We start from the raw sequence: 17,987 nt of genomic DNA, 5'->3' as shown, positions 1-17,987 counted from the left end.
TTCAGCTCTGCGCGGCGTCCTGCGCCGCGCTTGCTTCCAGCCATTTCTCCTCTGCAGCTTGCAGTGCCGCTTGTGCATTGGCGCGCGCGGTGCCGAGTTGCGCCGCCTGCTTTGGATCGCGGGTAAACAGATCGGGGATCGCCAGCGCGGCATCGATCTTGTCGATGATCGCAGTGATGCGATCGATTTCCGCTTCGGCTTCGGTGATCTGCTGCTTCAGCGACACCGTCTTCTTCGGACGCGATCCCGATACTTTGGCGGCGCCATCATCGGGCTTGCGCTCCTTGGTTTCCGACGGCGCGCTCCGCGCGCCTCGCGAGGACAAAACCGCGCGACGATATTCGTCGAGATCGCCGTCGAACGGTTTCACCTTGTGGTCGGCCACCACCCACAAACGATCAGCACAGGCGTCGATCAGATAGCGATCGTGCGACACCATGATCACCGCGCCGGGGAAGTCGTTGATGGCTTCGGCCAGTGCCGCGCGGCTGTCGATGTCGAGGTGGTTGGTCGGCTCGTCGAGAATGATCATGTTCGGGCCGAAGAAGGTCGCGAGCCCGAGCAACAGCCGCGCCTTCTCGCCGCCGGACAGGCTTTTCACCAGGGTATCGGCCGCCTTGCCGGAGAACCCCATGGCGCCGGCCCGCGCCCGGATCTTGCTCTCCGGCGCATCCGGCATCAGCTTGCGGACGTGGTCGTAGGTCGAGCCGTCTTCGTTCAGCTCGTCGAGCTGATGCTGTGCGAAATACGCGATCGACAGCTTGTCGGCGCGGGTCACCGATCCGGAGAACGGTGCCAGCCGGTTCGCCAGCAGCTTGACCAGTGTCGACTTGCCGTTGCCGTTGGAGCCGAGCAGCGCGATGCGGTCGTCCGGATCGATCCGCAGCGTGACGTGCCGGAGCACCGGGTGTTTTGGATCGTAGCCGACCGCGACGTTGTCGACCGCAATGATCGGCGGCGACAGCGTCTTCTCGGGCGGCGGGAAGTTGATAGCCGGCGTGTCGTCCGCCACCAGCGGCGCTATCGGTTTCATCTTCTCCAGCATTTTGACGCGCGATTGTGCCTGCCGCGCCTTGGTGGCCTTGGCCTTGAAGCGGTCGACGAAGTCTTGCAGATGTTTGCGCCGCGCTTCGTCACGCTTGGCGTTCTTGGCGTCGAGCGCCAGCTTGTTGGCGCGGAAATCCGCATAGGCCGAGTAGCTGCCGCGGAAATGCACCAGACGGCCGCGGTCGAGATGCAGGATCTCGTTGACCGAAGTGTCGAGCAGGTCGCGATCGTGGCTGATCACGATCACGGTGCGCGGATAGTTGGCGAGATGGTCCTCGAGCCACATCGTGCCTTCGAGGTCGAGATAGTTGGTCGGCTCGTCGAGCAGCAAAAGGTCCGGCGCGGCGAACAGCGTCGCCGCGAGCGCCACCCGCATCCGCCAGCCGCCGGAGAACTCCGAGCAGGAGCGGGCCTGATCGGCGGCCGAGAAGCCGAGACCGCTGAGAATGGCGCTGGCCCGCGCTGGCGCCGAGTGAGCGTCGATGTCGACCAGCCTGGTCTGGATGTCGGCGATGCGGTGCGGGTCCTGCGCAGTCTCGGCTTCGTGCAGCAGCGCGGCCCGCTCGACATCGGCTGCCAGGACGACGTCCAGCAGCGCCTCGGGGCCGTTCGGCGCTTCCTGGGCAAGGCTGCCGATCTGCCAGCGCGGCGGCAGGGTGATCCGGCCGGTTTCGGTCGCGAGCTCGCCGCGGATGGCGCGAAACAGGGTGGATTTACCGGCGCCATTGCGGCCGATGAAACCGACGCGTGCGCCGGGGGCGATCTGGACCGAACTCTGGTCGATCAACAGTCGTCCGGCGAGCCGGATCGAAATCTCGGTAAGCGTGAGCATGGCGCGTTTTGGCTGGGTCCGGCCGCAAAGGCAACCGATCAACCGGGGAGCGCTCGATGAATCGCGCCCCGCAGCTTGCCGGAGCGCGGCGGCGTGGATATAAGCCCGGCAACTCCCTCCCGCCCTTAGCTTTCAAGGACATTCCATGGCGATCGAACGGACTTTCTCGATTCTCAAGCCCGATGCGACCGAGCGCAACATCACCGGCGCGATCAATGCGCTGATCGAAAAGGCCGGTCTGCGGATCGTCGCTCAGAAGCGGATCCGCATGACCCGCGAGCAGGCTGAGACCTTCTACGCGGTGCACAAGGAACGCCCGTTCTTTGGTGAGCTGGTCGACTTCATGATCTCCGGCCCGGTCGTGGTTCAGGTGCTCGAAGGCGAGGGCGCGATCGCGAAGTACCGCGACGTGATGGGCGCGACCGATCCGTCGAAGGCGGCTGACGGCACCATCCGCAAGGCGCACGCCAAGTCGATCGGCGAGAACTCGGTGCACGGTTCGGATGCGGCGGAAACCGCCAAGATCGAAATCGCCCAGTTCTTCTCCGGCAACGAAATCGTCGGCTAAGCATTACCACGTCGGACGTTCCCGGCCGCTGATCATCGGCGGCCGCGGGACCCCGGCGACATCGGGGAAAGACCGTGGACTGGGTGCTGCACGTCTTCGACCCCGCGACCTTCTGGTCGATCGTCGCGCAATTCAAGAGCGGCATTCAGCAGCCCGAATTCTGGATCTCCGTCGGCAAGATCATCTGGATCAACGTGCTGTTGTCGGGCGACAACGCGCTGGTGATCGCGCTCGCGTGCCGCGGGCTCAAGCCGCATCATCGGCTGTGGGGCATGGTGCTCGGCGCCGGGGCGGCCGTCCTGCTGCGGATCGTCTTCACCGGCATTGTCGCCACGCTGATGGAGTGGCCTTACCTCAAGCTGGTCGGCGGACTGGCGCTGCTGGTGATCGCCGCCAAGCTGGTGGTTCCTGAAACCGAAGACGAAGACAGCGTCGAAGCCGCATCGCATCTCTTGCGCGCGGTCCAGATCGTTGTCGTCGCCGACATCATCATGAGCCTCGACAACGTGATTGCGGTCGCGGCCGCTGCGGACGGGCGCGTTACGCTGTTGATCCTCGGCCTCGCAATCAGCGTGCCGCTGATCGTGGCGGGCGCCGCCCTGATCTTGATGGTGCTCGAGAAGTTGCCGATCCTGGTCTGGGCCGGCGCGGCGCTGCTCGGCTGGATCGCCGGGCAGGTGATCGCCACGGATCCAGTGGCACTGCCGTTGATCCACAAGCTCGACGCGCCGATCGGCAGTGAGCTCGATACGCTGTTAGGCTCGATGGGGATGTCCCCCCATCTGTCCAGCAACGGAAACGTCGGCGAGTATCTGTTCGCAATCGTCGGTGCGATCTTGGTGCTGGTCGCGGGCGCGCTTTGGCGGAGGCGGGTCTCCGAACAGCAGCTTGCGCCCTGACGTTGCGGAAGCGAACGTCCAGTGCCGCGGGCTACGATCGCGGCTCGCTGCACTGGACGGATTGGATGCCGCTTTTCGTCAGGCGGTTCCGGCGATCATGCCGTGACCTGCATCGTGATGATGCCCGTCGCAGTCCGAGACGACGGAGCGATCATAAGCATCGCGCACGACGTGGTAGCAGTCGCAGGTGCGATTTTCGAGCGCCGGGCGATCGACAATACGTACCGCGCCACGGCGTTTTTCCACCACGCCGTCGGCTTCGAGCTGCAACAGCGCATTCGTGATGCTGGCGCGACGAACGCCCATGCTGGCCGCGAGCAGTTCGTGCGTAATGTACAGCACGTCGCTCTGAATGCGGTCGTTCGCCAGCAGCAGCCAGCGCGCCAGCCGCTGGTTGATCTCATGCTTTGCTGCGCACAGCACGCTCTGGGTGTTCTGTGCAATCAGTGCCGGCACGTAGCGAAGCATCTCTTCGCGAATTTGCGGGCGATCGGCCATCACCCGTGCCAGATCATCGGCTTCGATCCGCAGCGCGGTGCCAGGCATACACACGACGGATCGTTGCGACGACACCTCGGCTCCAAGCACGAGCGGAACGCCCACATAGCCGAAATAGCCGACCATGGCCGTTTCGACGAAGTCGGTGCGGGTTCCGGAGAGGTGGGACACGAGTCCATCCTCGATGAAGTGCACGTATTCGACACGCCGATTGGCTTCCTGCAACACGGCACGGCCGCGAAACTCGACCGGCCGGAGCAGCGGTTTGAGCGCTTCGAGATCGTCGGGCGCGAGTTGGGTCAGAACCCGATTTCGCACCGGAGATGAGCTTGCTTGCAGATCGTTGGCCAAAATCGCATCGGCTCCTTGGTGATTGTTGCTTCTGCCGTGGAACCGGCAATGCCGATTCAGACGGTAGCTTACCGAAGCTAGGCCGGGGTGACCACGGTTCAATGTGTCCTAAATTGTCGCATCCTCGCCGCAACTGTGGCGCCGTTCTGCACTGCAGCATGATTGAGTGAGGGGACTTGCGCAAACTGGAAGCACATTGCCACGAATGTTCCAGCGCTCCGATGCTGTTGCGGCGCAAATAGTAACATGTGCCGCAAGGGCAGGCGCCGTTGCATTCGAACTGATCAATGGCACCAAGTACTACGTGGATTGGTCGCTCGCGCGAGGCTTGCTATACCACAAAAATCGTGTTGCAATTGATGTGCAATCGGATCTGGCCCTTTGGCTTCATGTTTTGCGACTGGGAAATCGACAACAACGCTCTGGGTTCGCCGTTGTGGCGTGGCACCGTGGATAGCGGGCCGCGTCTTTTTTGTATCTAGATCGGGAGGCAGGCGATGCAAAAGGGCACCGTCAAATGGTTCAACCCCACGAAGGGGTATGGTTTCATCCGTCCCACCACTGGTGACAAGGATGTCTTCGTCCACATTTCTGCGGTCGAGCGCGCGGGGCTGAGCACGCTCAATGAGAACCAGGCGATCGAGTACGAGCTGGTCGAAAATCGCGGTCGGACGTCGGCGGAGAACCTGAAGATCTCCTGAGTTCACCTGGTCACTGTTACTCGACTGCCCCCGGTGCAATATCCGGGGGAGCTTCGAGGAGTGATTACACCGCCGCGGGCACGATCAGTGTGCGCTCTGGTCCAATCGTCAACGACGACTTGCAGAGATCGCCGTCGAGCCGCAGCACGCCTGCCGCCAGCATTCGCAGCGCTTCGGGATAGATCCGGTGCTCGATGGCGAGCACGCGTGCGGCCAGCGTCTCAGCCGTGTCGTCGTCCTGCACGGGGACCGCACCTTGAACGACGATCGGACCAGCGTCGGTATCGGGCGTGACGAAGTGCACCGTTGCGCCGGAGATTTTCACGCCTGCGCGTAGCGCTTGGCCGTGCGGGTCGAGGCCGGGAAACGACGGCAGCAGTGAGGGGTGGATGTTCAACATCCGGCCGTACCAGCGCTGTGTGAACTCGGCCGTGAACAGCCGCATGAACCCGCCGAGGCAGATCAGCTCGATGCCGCGCGCGTCGAGTTCAGCCTGCAGCTTGGCTTCGAAGCCGGCGCGGTCCTTGCCGAACGGTTTGCTTTCGATCACCACGGTGGCGATGCCGCTGCGCTCGGCGATCGCCAAACCGCCGGCAGTCGCCACGTTCGAGATCACCACGGCGATTTCGGCTGGAAATCCGTCCTCGGCCGCGGCTTCGATCAGCGCGGCCATGTTGGAGCCGCGTCCGGAAATCAGGATGGCAACGCGAGGTTTCATCGGATGGCTCACGAGGCGAGGTCGAGGTGGCCGTCATAGACCACGCGCTGGTCGCCCTTGGCGGCAATCACCTGACCGAGCAGGTGCACGCTTTCGCCGCTCGTGGTCAGGCTCTCGATGACCTGATCGACCGCATCGGCCTTGACGATGACCACCATGCCGATGCCGCAATTGAAGGTGCGCAGCAGCTCGAGCTCGGCAATCTCGCCTTGTTCGGCGAGCCACTTGAACACCGGCAGCACCGGAATTCGCGGCAGGTCGATGCCGACGCCGAGATGCTTCGGCAGCACACGCGGGATGTTCTCGGTGAAGCCGCCGCCGGTGATGTGGGCGAGGCCCTTGATCGCGCCGGTGTCGCGGATCGCCTGCAGGCAGGACTTCACATAGAGTTTGGTCGGGGCCAGCAGCGCACCGCCGAGAGTCATCACCGGAGAGAACGGCGCCGGTGCGTCATAGGGCAGGCCGGACTTCTCGACGATCTTGCGCACCAGCGAGAAGCCGTTGGAGTGCACGCCGGACGACGCCAGCCCGATCACCGCATCGCCCTCGGCGATGTCCTTCGACGGCAGCAGCGTGCCGCGTTCGGCCGCGCCGACCGCGAAGCCGGCGAGGTCGTAATCGCCGTCCTTGTACAGACCGGGCATTTCGGCGGTTTCGCCGCCGATCAATGCGCAGCCGGACTCGCGGCAGGCTTCCGCCACGCCGGCGACGATTTCGGCAGCAGCTTCCGGATCGAGCTTGCCGCAGGCGAAGTAATCGAGAAAGAACAGCGGCTCGGCGCCTTGCACCACGAGGTCGTTGACCGACATCGCCACCAGGTCGATGCCGATGCCGGCGTGCAAGCCTGCGTCGATCGCGACCTTGATCTTGGTGCCGACGCCGTCGGTGGCCGCGACCAGCACCGGATCCTTGAAGCCGGCCGCCTTCAGGTCGAACAGGCCGCCGAAGCCGCCGATTTCGGAATCCGCGCCGGCCCGTGCGGTCGCCCGCACCATCGGCTTGATCAGATCGACGAGCCGGTTGCCCGCATCGATGTCGACGCCGGAGTCGGCGTAGGTGAGGCCGTGCTTCCGCTCGGTCATGCCCGGTGTTCCCAATTCAAGCTGTGCGGCACCCGGGCATACGTCGCCAGGGCGAAGCCCGCCGTCGATTTCGCCGGCGCGACGACGCTAGACCTAAGTCCCGCTTGTCCGCGCCCGGCCGATGTTTTGGGGTGGTTACGTCGGATTCCGCCAGCGTGCAATGGCTCGCAAGGGGACCCAGCATGGTCTATGTAGAAAACCAGCCCGCTCAACCGTCGAAAGTCGAGGTTTTTCGTCGGATTTGGGCCGGAAGCCGGGAACGTTGCGTGAGCATTCCAAACATCATTACGCTGTGCCGCATCCTGTTGGTGCCGGTGATCGTCTGGGCGATCGCGTCCAATGAGATGGCAGTCGCCTTCGCGGTGTTCGTGGTGGCCGGGGTCAGCGACGCGATCGACGGATTTCTGGCCAAGCGCTTCAATATGGCTAGCGAGCTCGGGGCGCTGCTCGATCCGCTCGCCGATAAGGCGCTGTTGGTCTCGATCTACGTCTCGCTCGGCATCTGGGGGGCGATCCCGCGCTGGCTTGTGATCCTGGTGGTGTCGCGCGACATCATGATCGTCGGCGCGGTGCTGATCTCCTGGGTGTTCGGCAAGCCGATCCCGATGAAGCCGCTGATGGTTTCCAAGCTGAACACGGTGGCCCAGGTGGCGTTCGCCGCGATGGTGCTCGGAGCGCTGGCGTTCGGCTTCGAGCCGGCGCCTTACGACCTGTTCCTGATGGGCGCGGTGACCGTCTTGACCTTGCTTTCCGTCTCCCTCTATCTCGTCGAGTGGATGCGGCATATGAGCACGATCGAGCCCAGCCGTTGACCGCGTCGGCCGGCCGCGTTTTTCGGGCCGGCATGGAGCGCCCCGTGCCAGTTCGCGTTGAACCTCGACAATTAGCCCTCGACCTGCCGCATGCCGAAAGCCTGTCGCGCGAGGATTTTCTGGAAGGTTCGGCCAACACCGCGGCGCTCTCTTTGATCGAGAGTTGGCCGGACTGGCCCAACCGTATCATGATGCTGGTGGGCCCCGAGGGCAGCGGCAAGAGCCATCTGGCGGCGATCTGGGCCGAGCTCGCCGGGGCGCGGTCGACCGCGGCACAGGCGTTGAATGCGGCTGCGGTGCCCGGTGCGCTGGCGACCGGCGCGCTGGTCGTCGAGGACCTTGCGCCGGGCAGCTTCGACGAACGGGCACTGTTCCACCTCATGAACATGGCCCGCGAAGACGAAGCCTATGTGCTGTTCACCGGCCGGATCGCGCCGTCGGCTTTCCCCGTCGAGTTGCGAGACCTGAGGTCGCGGCTGCGGACGGTGCCGGTGGTGTCGCTGCTGCCGCCCGACGATGCGCTGTTTCGGGCGCTGATCGTCAAGTTCTGCGCCGACCGCCAGATGTGCATCGATGCGGCCCTGGTCGGCTACCTTGCCAACCGGATCGACCGCTCGTTCGTCGCCGCCCGCCAGGTGGTGGAGCAGCTCGACACCATGGCGCTTCGCCTCGGCCGCCCCGTGACCAAGGCGCTCGCTTCGGAATTGCTCCGCGCCGATTGATACCCGGCCTGCGGCATATGGCGGCCGGAGCGTCGCTTGACGGTTTCCGTGCGTCGTTTCTCAATGTCATGGAAACGTCATGCAGCGTCAGCATTGTCTCGCGGCGCCGCGGCCGCGGTGCGCCCCATCCTGGTCTGGATCAGTTCTCATGGACTCCGAGCAAGTGATTGCCATCGAAGAGAAAAAAGGCGAAACCGAGCCGGCGTCGATGGTCGCCGCTGGCCCCGAGCGATTCATCAATCGCGAGCTGTCATGGCTTCACTTCAACCGTCGGGTGCTCGAAGAATCGGTCAATCCGCACCATCCGGTGCTGGAGCGGGTGCGATTCCTGTCCATTTCGGCGAACAACCTCGACGAATTTTTCATGGTCCGCGTCGCCGGCATCAAGGCGCAGATTCGCGAAGGCATTACCGAGCGCAGCCCGGACGGCCTGACGCCGTCTGAACAGCTTGCCCTGATCAATGAGGCCGTCTCCAAGCTGGCCTCCGACCAGCAGTCCATCTGGCGCGAGCTGCGCGGCGTGCTGGCCGACTCCGGCATCCTGCTGCTGGAGGGCAAGGATGTCACCAAGTCCGAGCGGACCTGGATCGAGGACCACTTCCTCCACAACATCTTCCCGCTGCTGACGCCGCTGGCGATCGATCCGGCGCATCCATTTCCGTTCATCCCGAGCCTCGGCTTCACCATTGGCCTGCAATTGGCGAGGGTGTCGGACGGCAAGCCGATGAATGCGTTGATCCGGATGCCGGCGCGGATCGACCGTTTCATCCGTCTGCCCGGGAATGGGCGCGATCAGACGGTCCGGGTCGTGACGCTGGAGCAGGCGACCTCGCTGTTCATCGGACGGCTGTTCCCCGGTTACCACGTCAAGGGGCAGGGCTCGTTCCGGATCATCCGCGACAGCGAGCTGGAAATCGAGGAAGAGGCCGAGGATCTAGTCCGGCTGTTCGAGACCGCGCTGAAGCGGCGCCGGCGCGGATCGGTGATCCGGCTCGAAGTCGACGCCGCGATGCCCGAAGAGCTGCGGATGTTCGTGCAGCGCGCGCTCGGGGCCGCCGACGACGAGGCGTTCCTGGTCGACGGTGTGCTAGCGATGAACGAGCTGTCGCAGCTCACCCGGGTCGATCGTCCCGATCTCGAATTCGTGCCCTATGTGCCGCGGCATCCGGAGCGGGTGCGCGACCATGGCGGCGACATCTTCGCCGCGATCCGGCAGAAGGACCTGATCGTCCACCACCCGTATGAATCGTTCGACGTCGTCGTCCAATTCCTGCAGCAGGCGGCGCGCGATCCCGACGTCGTCGCGATCAAACAGACGCTGTACCGCACGTCGAACAACTCGCCGATCGTGCGCGCGCTGGCCGAAGCCGCGGAGGCCGGCAAGTCGGTCACTGCGCTGGTCGAGCTGAAGGCGCGGTTCGACGAGGAGGCCAACATCCGCTGGGCGCGCGATCTGGAACGCGCCGGCGTGCAGGTGGTGTACGGCTTCCTGCAGCTGAAAACCCACGCCAAGCTTTCGCTGGTGGTGCGGCGCGAGGGCGGCAGCCTGACGACGTACATCCACACCGGCACCGGCAACTACCATCCGGTGACGGCGCGTATTTATACCGACCTGTCGTACTTCACCTCGGACCCGATCCTCGGTCGCGACGCCGCGCGGGTGTTCAACTACATCACCGGCTACGCCGAGCCGAGCGACATCGAGAAGATGGCGGTGTCGCCGATCACGCTGCGCAAGACCATGCTGGCGCACATCCGTGGCGAGACCGACTTCGCCCGCAACGGCAAGCCGGCGGCGATCTGGTTGAAGATGAATGCACTGGTCGATCCGGAGATCATCGACGCGCTGTACGAAGCCTCGCGCGCAGGGGTGTCGGTCGAACTGATCGTCCGCGGCATCTGCTGCTTGCGGCCGGGTGTGCCGGGCCTGTCCGACAATATCCGGGTCAAGTCGATCATCGGCCGCTTCCTCGAGCACGGCCGCGTCTACTGCTTCGGCAACGGCTACGGCCTGCCCAGCGCCAAGGCGGCGGTGTACATCTCCTCCGCCGATCTGATGCCGCGCAATCTGGATCGCCGTGTCGAGGTGCTGTGCCCGATGCTCAACCCGACCGTGCATCAGCAGGTGCTGGAGCAGATCATGGTCGCGAACCTGAAAGATACCGAGCAGAGCTGGCGGTTGTTGCCGGACGGATCGTCGACGCGTATGAAGGTGGCCAAGGGTGAGGAGCCCTTCAACGTCCACAACTACTTTATGACCAATCCGAGTCTGTCCGGCCGTGGGAAGTCGCTCCAGGAATCCTCGCCCCGCCGGCTCACCCGGCGGGCCGAGCGCCAGCAGTCCCAGCAATCTTCCTAAGGGACCACGACGTTGAGCAAGCAGCCGCACAGGCGCGAACCCAGCGTCGCCGTCATCGACATCGGCTCCAACTCCGTGCGTCTCGTCGTCTACGAGGCGCTGGCCCGCAGCCTGGTGACCGTCTTCAACGAGAAGGCGCTGTGCGGTCTCGGCCGCGAGGTTCAGACCACAGGGCTGTTGACCACCGATGCGGTCAATAAAGCGCTGGTGGCGCTGAAGCGGTTCCGCGCGCTGATCCGGGTGATGAAGGTCGGCAAGGTTTTCGCAATCGCGACCGCCGCGTGCCGCGACGCCAAGAACGGTCCGGATTTCATCGCCGAGGCGGAACGCATCTGCGGCGTGACCATCGAAATCCTGTCGGGACCACGCGAAGCCAAGCTGTCGGCGCTCGGCGTGATCTCCGGAGTGCACAAGCCGAACGGGGTCGTCGGCGACCTCGGCGGCGGCTCGCTCGAACTGATCGACGTCCGCGGCAATGCGGTGCGGAAGGGCGTCACGCTGCCGCTCGGCAGTCTGGCGTTGCAGGACGCCTCGCAGAAATCGCTCAAGCGTGCCGAGCGGATCGCTCAGCAATTGCTGTCCGAGGCGGGACCGCTCAAGACCGCCCGAGGCCGCGCGTTCTATGCGGTCGGCGGAACCTGGCGTGCGCTCGCCCGTCTCCACATCATTCAGAGCGGCTACTCGCTCCAGGTGATGCACGGCTATTCGCTTCCTGCGGCCGAAGCGCTGCGCTTTGCGAAGCGGCTTCGCGTCCTCGCTGCCGCCAACCAGCTCGCCGATATCGAAATCGTCGCCGACGCCCGGCGGCCTCTGCTCGTCTACGCGGCGCTCGTGCTCGAATACGTCATCCGCATTGCCAAGCCGAAGACCATCGTATTTTCGACCTACGGTGTGCGCGAAGGATTGCTGTTCGAGCAGCTGTCGCCCGAGCAGCGTGCCAAGGACGGGCTGCTGTGTGCCGCGCAGAATCTGAACCTGTTGCTGTCGCGGTCGGCGCGTCACGCCGAGGAACTGATCGAGTGGACCGATCGGCTGTTCCGCGTCGCCAAGGTGCGCGAAACCGATGAGGACCGGCGGCTGCGCCGTGCAGCTTGCCTGATGTCCGACGTCGGCTGGCGCGTGCATCCGGATCATCGCGGTGAGCAGACGCTGTCGCTGATCGCCAACGCCAATTTCGGCGACGTCACCCACCGCGACCGCGCCTTCATGGGCCTGTCGGTGTACTATCGCTACGCTGGCTTCAGCGAGCAGAACGAGCCGCCGTTGTCGGCGCGCGAATTGGTGACAGACGTGCTCAACGACCGTGCTCGGCTACTCGGCGCGGCATTCCGGGTGGCCCATCTGATCAGCGCCGCACGGCCGGGCGTTCTGCCCGCCACGCATTTCCGCACCGAAGGGCGCAAGCTTATGTTGGTGTTCGAGCACAGGCTGGTCGATCTGGTCGCCGACCGCGTCGGCAGCCGCTTCAAGCAGCTCGCCAAGATGGTCGGCCGTTCAGGGACGATCGTGCTGCGCTGAAGGTATGCAACTGATATCGGATCATACCGGTGGCCATTGATCCGGCCTATCCGGGCGCCATGACCGGTGCTGTGCCCCCATTCGTTCATCCAGCTGAAGCCAGAGCCACGGATTGAGATTGGCGCAGATGCGCCGGTTGAGCAACGGACGATCGGCGGAGCTGATCGACCGGCTACCCGGCGCCAGGGGACCGCATCCCAACCGCGTCTCGGCCGAGATCGAGGCCGTCGTGCTCGACCACGCTCTGGTTCATCCCTGCCACGGCGCGGTGCGCGTCGAGCAGGAGCTTCGGCTGAAGGGCCTGCAGGTCTCCGCCGGCGGCGTCCGCGGAGTTTGGCAGCGCCATGGCCTGCTGACCAAGCACGAGCGCCTGCTGCGGCTGGAGAAGACCACCGCCGAGCGCACGATCGAGCTCTCCGAAGAACAGACCCGGCTGCTCGAACGGTTCTCGCCGGAGTTCCGCGAGCGTCACATCGAGGCCCCGCACACCGGCAGTTTGGTCGCCGTCGACACCTTCTTCGTCGGCTCGCTGAAGGGCGTCGGCAAGATCTATCTGCAGACCGCGATCGACTGCCACAGCCGCTTCGCATGGGTCAGGCTGTATACCAGCAAACTGCCGGTCACCGCGGTGCATCTGATGAACAACGACGTGCTGCCGACCTTCGAGGCGCACGACGCCAAAATCGAGACCGTGCTGTCCGACAATGGCCGGGAGTTCTGCGGCCGCCCCGACCAGCACCCCTACGAGCTGTTCCTGCAGCTCAAGGACATCGCCCATCGCACCACACGGGTGAAGCGGCCGCAGTCCAATGGCATCGTCGAGCGCCTGCACCGCACACTGCTCGACGAGCACTTCCGGGTCGAAGGCCGTCGCACCTGGTTCGAAACCGTCGACGAGATGCAGACCGTTCTCGACGACTATCTGGTCGGGTACAATCAGCGCCGGCCCCATCAAGGTCGGGGCATGAACGGCCGCACACCCGCCACCGCCTTCGTCGATGGCCTGCCCACGTCACAGCAAAAGAAGGACAGCAAGAAAGCCGAACAACAAACCACCCAGAAAGCCGCCTGACACCGCCCGCTCACCGCGGCACTGTCAGCCGATTACCCTCTCTGTAAAAACAAAGGGCGAGAAGCCGGCGGTCTTTACCGCCGTTAAGGTACCATCGAGTTTCCGCTTTAGACGGAGTGATATCTTGACAACTAACTATCATCTATCCGACGTTTCCAAATAATAAAATCGCGCGATGTGGTGCGGCTAAGTGCGGACGATCGGCATGATTGAGGACAAGCTCTCAGGATTACATCCCACTTTAGAGTCTTTCATAAAGCTCGAGCGCTATTTGAACGACGGCTCACCCAGCGGCTTTAGTGAAATCAATACAACGAGCCCCGGTCATAGACCAAGTGATCCAGTGCCTTGCTTCGATCTATCCTTGTACTCCGCCGATCAAGTCAATCTACATAGGGCAGGAAGTGATTCTAAAATTGAAAATCAGCTGTACCCCGTCCACCCCGACATGACGGCCTCCTTCGAAGAAATGACAGGTCTTAAAGCATGTCACAAAGCAAAAGCGATCCCAACGTCGAGCCCTCGGACACTTTACGTTGACCAGCCGAATGACCCATTGTTTGTAAAGCTCGCTTATCAACGCCTGATTGGCCGTGTCACGCGCCGAATGACACGGAGGCACGTCATGTCTGCGATCGAAATATCGCGCTGCCTAAAGGATGCGATAGATCGCCGCTTACTTCCGCCGCAGATCCAGATTTTTCATGAGTACGCGGGAGCGTATTTCGACGATGATAGCGATCTTACAGACTGGGGCTTCGTTGAGCGTCAAGCACGAGTAGAGGCGGTCCAACAATTCCCGCTAATACCGGCATTCTCCTTGTTCGCGACCGCGCATGGTAGTAAAATTCCTCTTTTGCATGCGATCATGGAGAGGTCAACAGATCTCCGGAATCCGGAGTGCTTCTTCGTATCCTATATACGCCCTTTGCTTGATCTCTATTTCGAAATCATAATCGTGCTCGGCCTTCAGCCAGAGGCCCATTCTCAAAACGTTATATACGCCCTAGGTTCCAACCTTATTCCAGCCGCCGTAGCATTGCGCGATATGGAATCGGTCGATAAAGACTTGGGGATTATGGACCATTTCCGTATGAGCCCGAGCTTTACCGAACTTACATACAAAACCCTGCGGAAATCCGATTACAACTATCAAATTATGCACTCCTTTATGTTCGATTTTAAACTCGGCGAATATCTGATTCGGCCACTTACTGACTGCTGGGCAAAACTCGCAGGAGAGAGGGCGACTGCAGTGATCGAAGGGCGGATTCGGGGCTACTCACAGGACAAGATGAAGCGTCTACCCGACGATTTCTTCCCGAAGGGAGTGTGGTTCGATTATGAACCTGTTGTCCATGAGGGGAGCCAAATTCGTCAATATCGATCAAATTCGGCCCCTAGATTCAGATAGTCTGAATGTTCCGCGTCGCAGTCCTACAGAACCAGAGCGAAAGTTTCAGATCCGGCTATGCCGACGTCGCCCGAAACATGTCCGGGAACTTGAGAGCCGACGACTACAGCTTTGTACCTTTTGACGGTGGAAATGTACGGGAGCTATTCGAGGACGGTTCGGCAAATTCGCTATCCAAATTTGATTCCATATTTGTTTCGACGAATGCTCTTAGTGATGAAACGACACGAACTTGGTTCCAATCAAGCCAAGAGGCTATCTCCCAATTCCTGTCGTCTGGCAAAGGTATCTTTGTTGGATACCAGAAAAAGCTCTCTGACTCACTAGAAACAAATGAGGGCAACTGGCTTCTTCCGGAGCCATTTCGGGTCAGAATGGCCATCCGTCCAAAGAAGGAAACCGATTCATCCGAAGGAATTGTAAGCGCATCGCCTACGGGAGATAGTTCTGTTGCTGCATTTCTCCTGCTAAATAGCCCGTTTCTCATCTCGAATGAGCTTATCGGAAACCATTGTAGAGAGAACGACTTCAAGTCGCACGTATATAGATCAATTCTGGTTCCCGAGAATGAGGCCGCCTTTGAGGCGGTCCTTGAGGATAGGAGCTATGGTGATATCAGGCGGCTAATGCTGGTTAACCGAGCATCCTTCGCTGGCGAGCGAGTTGTGGTATGCTCCGTAGTAGTTGATTGGGAGGGGCATTGGAAGTTTCTTGAGAATATTGTCAGATACATTACCGAGGGTGTCCCAACCGTCGCAATGTATCCGCACCCCCGTAAATCCGACGCTGCTTTTGATTTTGTTCGATCGTCTGCCAGACTTCTCCGAGTGACGCATATCGAATACCCATCTCTGTCCGTTCCGACGCGCTTTCGTAACGTTCACACCGTCTACTTGCTCTCTTCGCAATGGGAAAAGCGTGAGGTTGAAGCATTCTGGTCGGAACTGGCGGGGCCGGATCCCAAGGGCTTGCGTGATGCGATCCAATTCAAGCGGCTATACCAGCTGGGTGATGGCGCCAGATCACATACGTCCCTGACGCGATATATGAACTACACCGCGATCGATGTTATAGCGAACGAGGCACTTGTCTGGCTTGAACGGCAATTCGACGGGGGAATGTGGAGCGGGAGCTTTTGGGCGACCCATGACATCCTTAAGACTTACGTCAGTCTGGGAACGGATGTCTCGTCGTTTCTGCCCGGAGTTCTAGAGGAAATAAAACCGCATCTTGTTCCAGGCGGCTATGATGCCGTGATGGGGCCGAGTTGCGGACTTTTGAGCCTTCTTAATCTTCTGTCGGACGGGTACGAAGCGTGTCTCGATGAGTACGGCTTCGGCGCAACAGTTAGGGCTGACATTGCTCTTTGGATACTCGACAATTTGGAAAGTCAGAGTGATGTTGCGCGCCAGGTCGCCGCGCGAGCGCTCTTCGGAGCAGGCTCCAGCAAAACACTTGCAGAACTTGAGCATCGCAAAAAGAGCCGCACCTTGGCGCTATTACGCACAACAGTTACAAAAGCGCTTCTGGCATCCGTAGAGCAGGTGCCGTCGTTGAGTAACATTGATTTGGTTAGATACATTCAGTTGTCTGGTGGCGTCGCCACTCTCGAAACAGTGCTTGTCGCGAGTGCCAAGGAACTTGCTCGTCGGCAGGGCGCTGATGGCCTGTGGGGCTCAATTGCCCTAACCGCTCTCATCGTCGTTACTCTAGTAGAGGCGGCTATTTCGAGGGAGGGCGAGCGGAGCGCCGCTGCAATCCAGAATGTCGTCGCCCATGCTGTAGAGGGGCTGCGAGCCAATTTTAAGAATTCGACTGAGCCGTGGGGCGGGATCATTCAAGATGCGGCTCTTGCGGTGCAAGCCCTCGGCCTATTTCGTTCCACCTATGATGCGGGCAGTCAGGAACTCTTTGAGTCTCTCGAGGCTGAAAGTCGACTGCCTCGTCAGTCGGTAGGGTTTGGGAAGATTCGGGTTGACCTGAAGGAGCTCTTTGCTCGAGATCTATTTAAAGACAAGAAGATCAAAGAGCTAGGACACTTGGGCGAGGCGCAAGATAAAGAGATTGAGCGATTGAGAGCGGACGCCGTCCGCGCAAGAAGCAGCATGTCGATCTTTCGGATGCTGGGTTTCGTATCGCTTCTGCTATTGGTAACGCTTGTGGCATCATTTTGGTTTGGTGAGCGTCAAGCGCTCCTGAACGTTGTGGCAAGCACCGGGTCCCTCTTGGGACTGGTAATTGGCGCTCTAATTGCGGTGCCAATTACGTATCTAGTCTCGCCCGGTGGCGGCCTGAAACCGAAAGACGAGGTATCGAAATGAACCGTAGGGACGCCTTCGGCGAGAGTATTGGGCTCTTTGAATCTGCGACGGACAAGGACGGTCTACATCTTAAGATGTATGGAGTCTCGGTTCGTTTTGGGGCGGAGACGTTCTCGCATCAGTTCACCTCGACCGGGGCGGTTGCTGACTTGCGATCGGTTAGCAAGGTTGTGACAGCAATGGTCCTTGGAAATGTGATTGAGCGTAGAATTAGCTATGTGGGGCGCTCAATCTCTCTTGATACTTGTGCGATCGAGGTATTGGAGCCCGTTGTGCGCTCAAGCGTGTCGACAAATTGGAAGTACGTGACGTTACGGCATTTGATGAACAATACGATAGGACATGAAGAAGGATTCCTCTTCAGGAAAGACATTGGAGATAGAAAAGAGGATGATTTCATCAATTATATATTTGCAGCGCCTGTACCTCACGCTCCAGGCGGTCACTTCTCGTATTCCAATGTGGGGCCATTCCTTATCTCTGTTGTCCTTGAAGCGATCACGGGGCGATCACTTTTCGAGTTGGCTCAAGAAAGCGTATTTGAGCCCCTTGGAATTTCTGCGAGTTGGCGGAGGTTTGGCGAGTTCACGGCCGGTTCAACAGGATTGCATATGAGTAGTGATGACTTGTTGAAGTTGGCGACGGTTCTTCGGGACGGCGGAAAGTACAATCGTGCGGAGCTTGTCAGTGGGGCATGGGCAGCGGAGATGAGGCGGCCGATTTCACTGACGCCAAAAATGTATGACCCCTCACGCGTGTTTCCAAAGTATGCTTATGGTTTGGGTCTGTGGATTTGCGAGAATGGATCGTTCTATTGTGATGGTACTAACGGCCAGTATCTTATCGTTGTTCCCGAGCGTGATCTTGCGGTATCCACAACTGGTGAGCAGCCTGATATGAAGCCGATAACGAGATGCATGCTGCCGCTTCTGACCTAGTGTGAGCGGCCGCCAGTACGGTGGCCAACGAAGTCCGCAAAGAGAAGCTGTAGTCGACCGGTTGGTGTGCCGAGAATGCGGCGTCGCGCAGTACTTTATCGCTCTTGGCCTGCTGCTGTGACCGCTTCTTCTCTT

14 protein-coding genes and 1 pseudogene are annotated in these 17,987 nt (G+C 61.0%); 11 read left to right on the top strand and 4 right to left on the bottom strand.

Going from position 1 to position 17,987, the window contains the following annotated elements; all coding sequences use genetic code 11:
- Position 1: 1 nt before the first annotated feature.
- Entirely contained in the window at positions 2-1,879 is a 1,878-nt protein-coding gene (locus DNX69_RS09320) for an ABC-F family ATP-binding cassette domain-containing protein (protein ID WP_110785718.1), read from the bottom strand.
- A 145-nt stretch (positions 1,880-2,024) separates the two neighbouring features.
- On the opposite strand from DNX69_RS09320, the gene ndk reads away from it, so the two are divergent.
- Both ndk and DNX69_RS09310 read left to right on the top strand, forming a co-directional pair.
- Complete coding sequence (gene ndk, locus DNX69_RS09315; protein ID WP_110785717.1) at positions 2,025-2,447, top strand: nucleoside-diphosphate kinase; 423 nt, start codon at positions 2,025-2,027, stop codon at positions 2,445-2,447.
- A gap of 74 nt (positions 2,448-2,521) precedes the next feature.
- The gene (locus tag DNX69_RS09310) at positions 2,522-3,346 is read left to right on the top strand and encodes a TerC family protein (protein WP_110785716.1); all 825 of its coding nucleotides are present in this window, start codon (positions 2,522-2,524) and stop codon (positions 3,344-3,346) included.
- A 78-nt stretch (positions 3,347-3,424) separates the two neighbouring features.
- Here the strand turns inward: DNX69_RS09310 and DNX69_RS09305 are convergent, their stop codons facing one another.
- Complete coding sequence (locus tag DNX69_RS09305) at positions 3,425-4,195, bottom strand: Crp/Fnr family transcriptional regulator (protein WP_110785715.1); 771 nt, start codon at positions 4,193-4,195, stop codon at positions 3,425-3,427.
- A 497-nt stretch (positions 4,196-4,692) separates the two neighbouring features.
- Here DNX69_RS09305 and DNX69_RS09300 point away from each other — a divergent pair, with 497 nt between their 5' ends.
- Positions 4,693-4,896 carry a cold-shock protein gene (locus DNX69_RS09300; RefSeq protein ID WP_110785714.1) on the top strand — a complete coding sequence of 68 codons (204 nt, stop codon included), beginning with the start codon at positions 4,693-4,695 and terminating at the stop codon, positions 4,894-4,896.
- Positions 4,897-4,960: 64 nt separating this feature from the next.
- On the opposite strand, the gene purN is transcribed toward DNX69_RS09300, so the two are convergent.
- Both purN and purM read right to left on the bottom strand, forming a co-directional pair.
- Positions 4,961-5,614, bottom strand: a complete 654-nt coding sequence (purN, locus tag DNX69_RS09295; RefSeq protein ID WP_110785713.1) for a phosphoribosylglycinamide formyltransferase — start codon at positions 5,612-5,614, stop codon at positions 4,961-4,963.
- Positions 5,615-5,622: 8 nt separating this feature from the next.
- On the bottom strand, positions 5,623-6,696 hold the full coding sequence (gene purM, locus DNX69_RS09290; protein ID WP_110785712.1) for a phosphoribosylformylglycinamidine cyclo-ligase: 1,074 nt from the start codon (positions 6,694-6,696) through the stop codon (positions 5,623-5,625).
- A gap of 266 nt (positions 6,697-6,962) precedes the next feature.
- On the opposite strand from purM, the gene DNX69_RS09285 reads away from it, so the two are divergent.
- The 8 genes and pseudogenes from DNX69_RS09285 to DNX69_RS09250 all read left to right on the top strand — a co-directional run bounded on the left by DNX69_RS09285 (position 6,963) and on the right by DNX69_RS09250 (position 17,852).
- On the top strand, positions 6,963-7,508 hold the full coding sequence (locus DNX69_RS09285; protein WP_110785711.1) for a CDP-alcohol phosphatidyltransferase family protein: 546 nt from the start codon (positions 6,963-6,965) through the stop codon (positions 7,506-7,508).
- 44 nt (positions 7,509-7,552) lie between these two features.
- Entirely contained in the window at positions 7,553-8,230 is a 678-nt protein-coding gene (locus DNX69_RS09280; protein ID WP_110786043.1) for a chromosomal replication initiator DnaA, read from the top strand.
- Positions 8,231-8,378: 148 nt separating this feature from the next.
- On the top strand, positions 8,379-10,589 hold the full coding sequence (locus tag DNX69_RS09275; RefSeq protein ID WP_110785710.1) for an RNA degradosome polyphosphate kinase: 2,211 nt from the start codon (positions 8,379-8,381) through the stop codon (positions 10,587-10,589).
- 12 nt (positions 10,590-10,601) lie between these two features.
- Positions 10,602-12,107 (top strand): exopolyphosphatase, encoded by a 1,506-nt coding sequence (ppx, locus tag DNX69_RS09270; RefSeq protein ID WP_110785709.1) that lies wholly within the window; start codon positions 10,602-10,604, stop codon positions 12,105-12,107.
- A gap of 160 nt (positions 12,108-12,267) precedes the next feature.
- Positions 12,268-13,179, top strand: a pseudogene (locus tag DNX69_RS09265) (integrase core domain-containing protein); the annotation flags it as partial.
- A 205-nt stretch (positions 13,180-13,384) separates the two neighbouring features.
- Positions 13,385-14,593 carry an IucA/IucC family protein gene (locus tag DNX69_RS09260; protein ID WP_110785708.1) on the top strand — a complete coding sequence of 403 codons (1,209 nt, stop codon included), beginning with the start codon at positions 13,385-13,387 and terminating at the stop codon, positions 14,591-14,593.
- A 5-nt stretch (positions 14,594-14,598) separates the two neighbouring features.
- A complete protein-coding gene (locus tag DNX69_RS26080) occupies positions 14,599-16,914 on the top strand; it encodes a hypothetical protein (RefSeq protein ID WP_133255992.1) in 2,316 nt (771 codons plus the stop codon).
- Positions 16,911-17,852 carry a serine hydrolase domain-containing protein gene (locus DNX69_RS09250; protein ID WP_110785706.1) on the top strand — a complete coding sequence of 314 codons (942 nt, stop codon included), beginning with the start codon at positions 16,911-16,913 and terminating at the stop codon, positions 17,850-17,852. Before DNX69_RS26080 ends, DNX69_RS09250 begins: the two co-directional genes overlap by 4 nt.
- Positions 17,853-17,987: the final 135 nt, after the last annotated feature.

It is taken from the genome of Rhodopseudomonas palustris, from assembly GCF_003226555.1.
Classification (GTDB): Bacteria; Pseudomonadota; Alphaproteobacteria; order Rhizobiales; family Xanthobacteraceae; genus Rhodopseudomonas; species Rhodopseudomonas palustris_I.
Note: the sequence above shows the minus strand (reverse complement) of the source record. Positions and strands in the feature narration are given on the sequence as shown.

What these genes read in the sequence shown, in the direction of transcription:
- DNX69_RS09320 (WP_110785718.1), bottom strand. Translation starts at nt 1,879, where the DNA reads ATGCTCACGCTTACCGAGATTTCGATCCGGCTCGCCGGACGACTGTTG.
- ndk (WP_110785717.1), top strand. Translation starts at nt 2,025, where the DNA reads ATGGCGATCGAACGGACTTTCTCGATTCTCAAGCCCGATGCGACCGAG.
- DNX69_RS09300 (WP_110785714.1), top strand. Translation starts at nt 4,693, where the DNA reads ATGCAAAAGGGCACCGTCAAATGGTTCAACCCCACGAAGGGGTATGGT.
- purN (WP_110785713.1), bottom strand. Translation starts at nt 5,614, where the DNA reads ATGAAACCTCGCGTTGCCATCCTGATTTCCGGACGCGGCTCCAACATG.
- purM (WP_110785712.1), bottom strand. Translation starts at nt 6,696, where the DNA reads ATGACCGAGCGGAAGCACGGCCTCACCTACGCCGACTCCGGCGTCGAC.
- DNX69_RS09275 (WP_110785710.1), top strand. Translation starts at nt 8,379, where the DNA reads ATGGACTCCGAGCAAGTGATTGCCATCGAAGAGAAAAAAGGCGAAACC.
- DNX69_RS09260 (WP_110785708.1), top strand. Translation starts at nt 13,385, where the DNA reads ATGATTGAGGACAAGCTCTCAGGATTACATCCCACTTTAGAGTCTTTC.
- DNX69_RS26080 (WP_133255992.1), top strand. Translation starts at nt 14,599, where the DNA reads ATGTTCCGCGTCGCAGTCCTACAGAACCAGAGCGAAAGTTTCAGATCC.
- DNX69_RS09250 (WP_110785706.1), top strand. Translation starts at nt 16,911, where the DNA reads ATGAACCGTAGGGACGCCTTCGGCGAGAGTATTGGGCTCTTTGAATCT.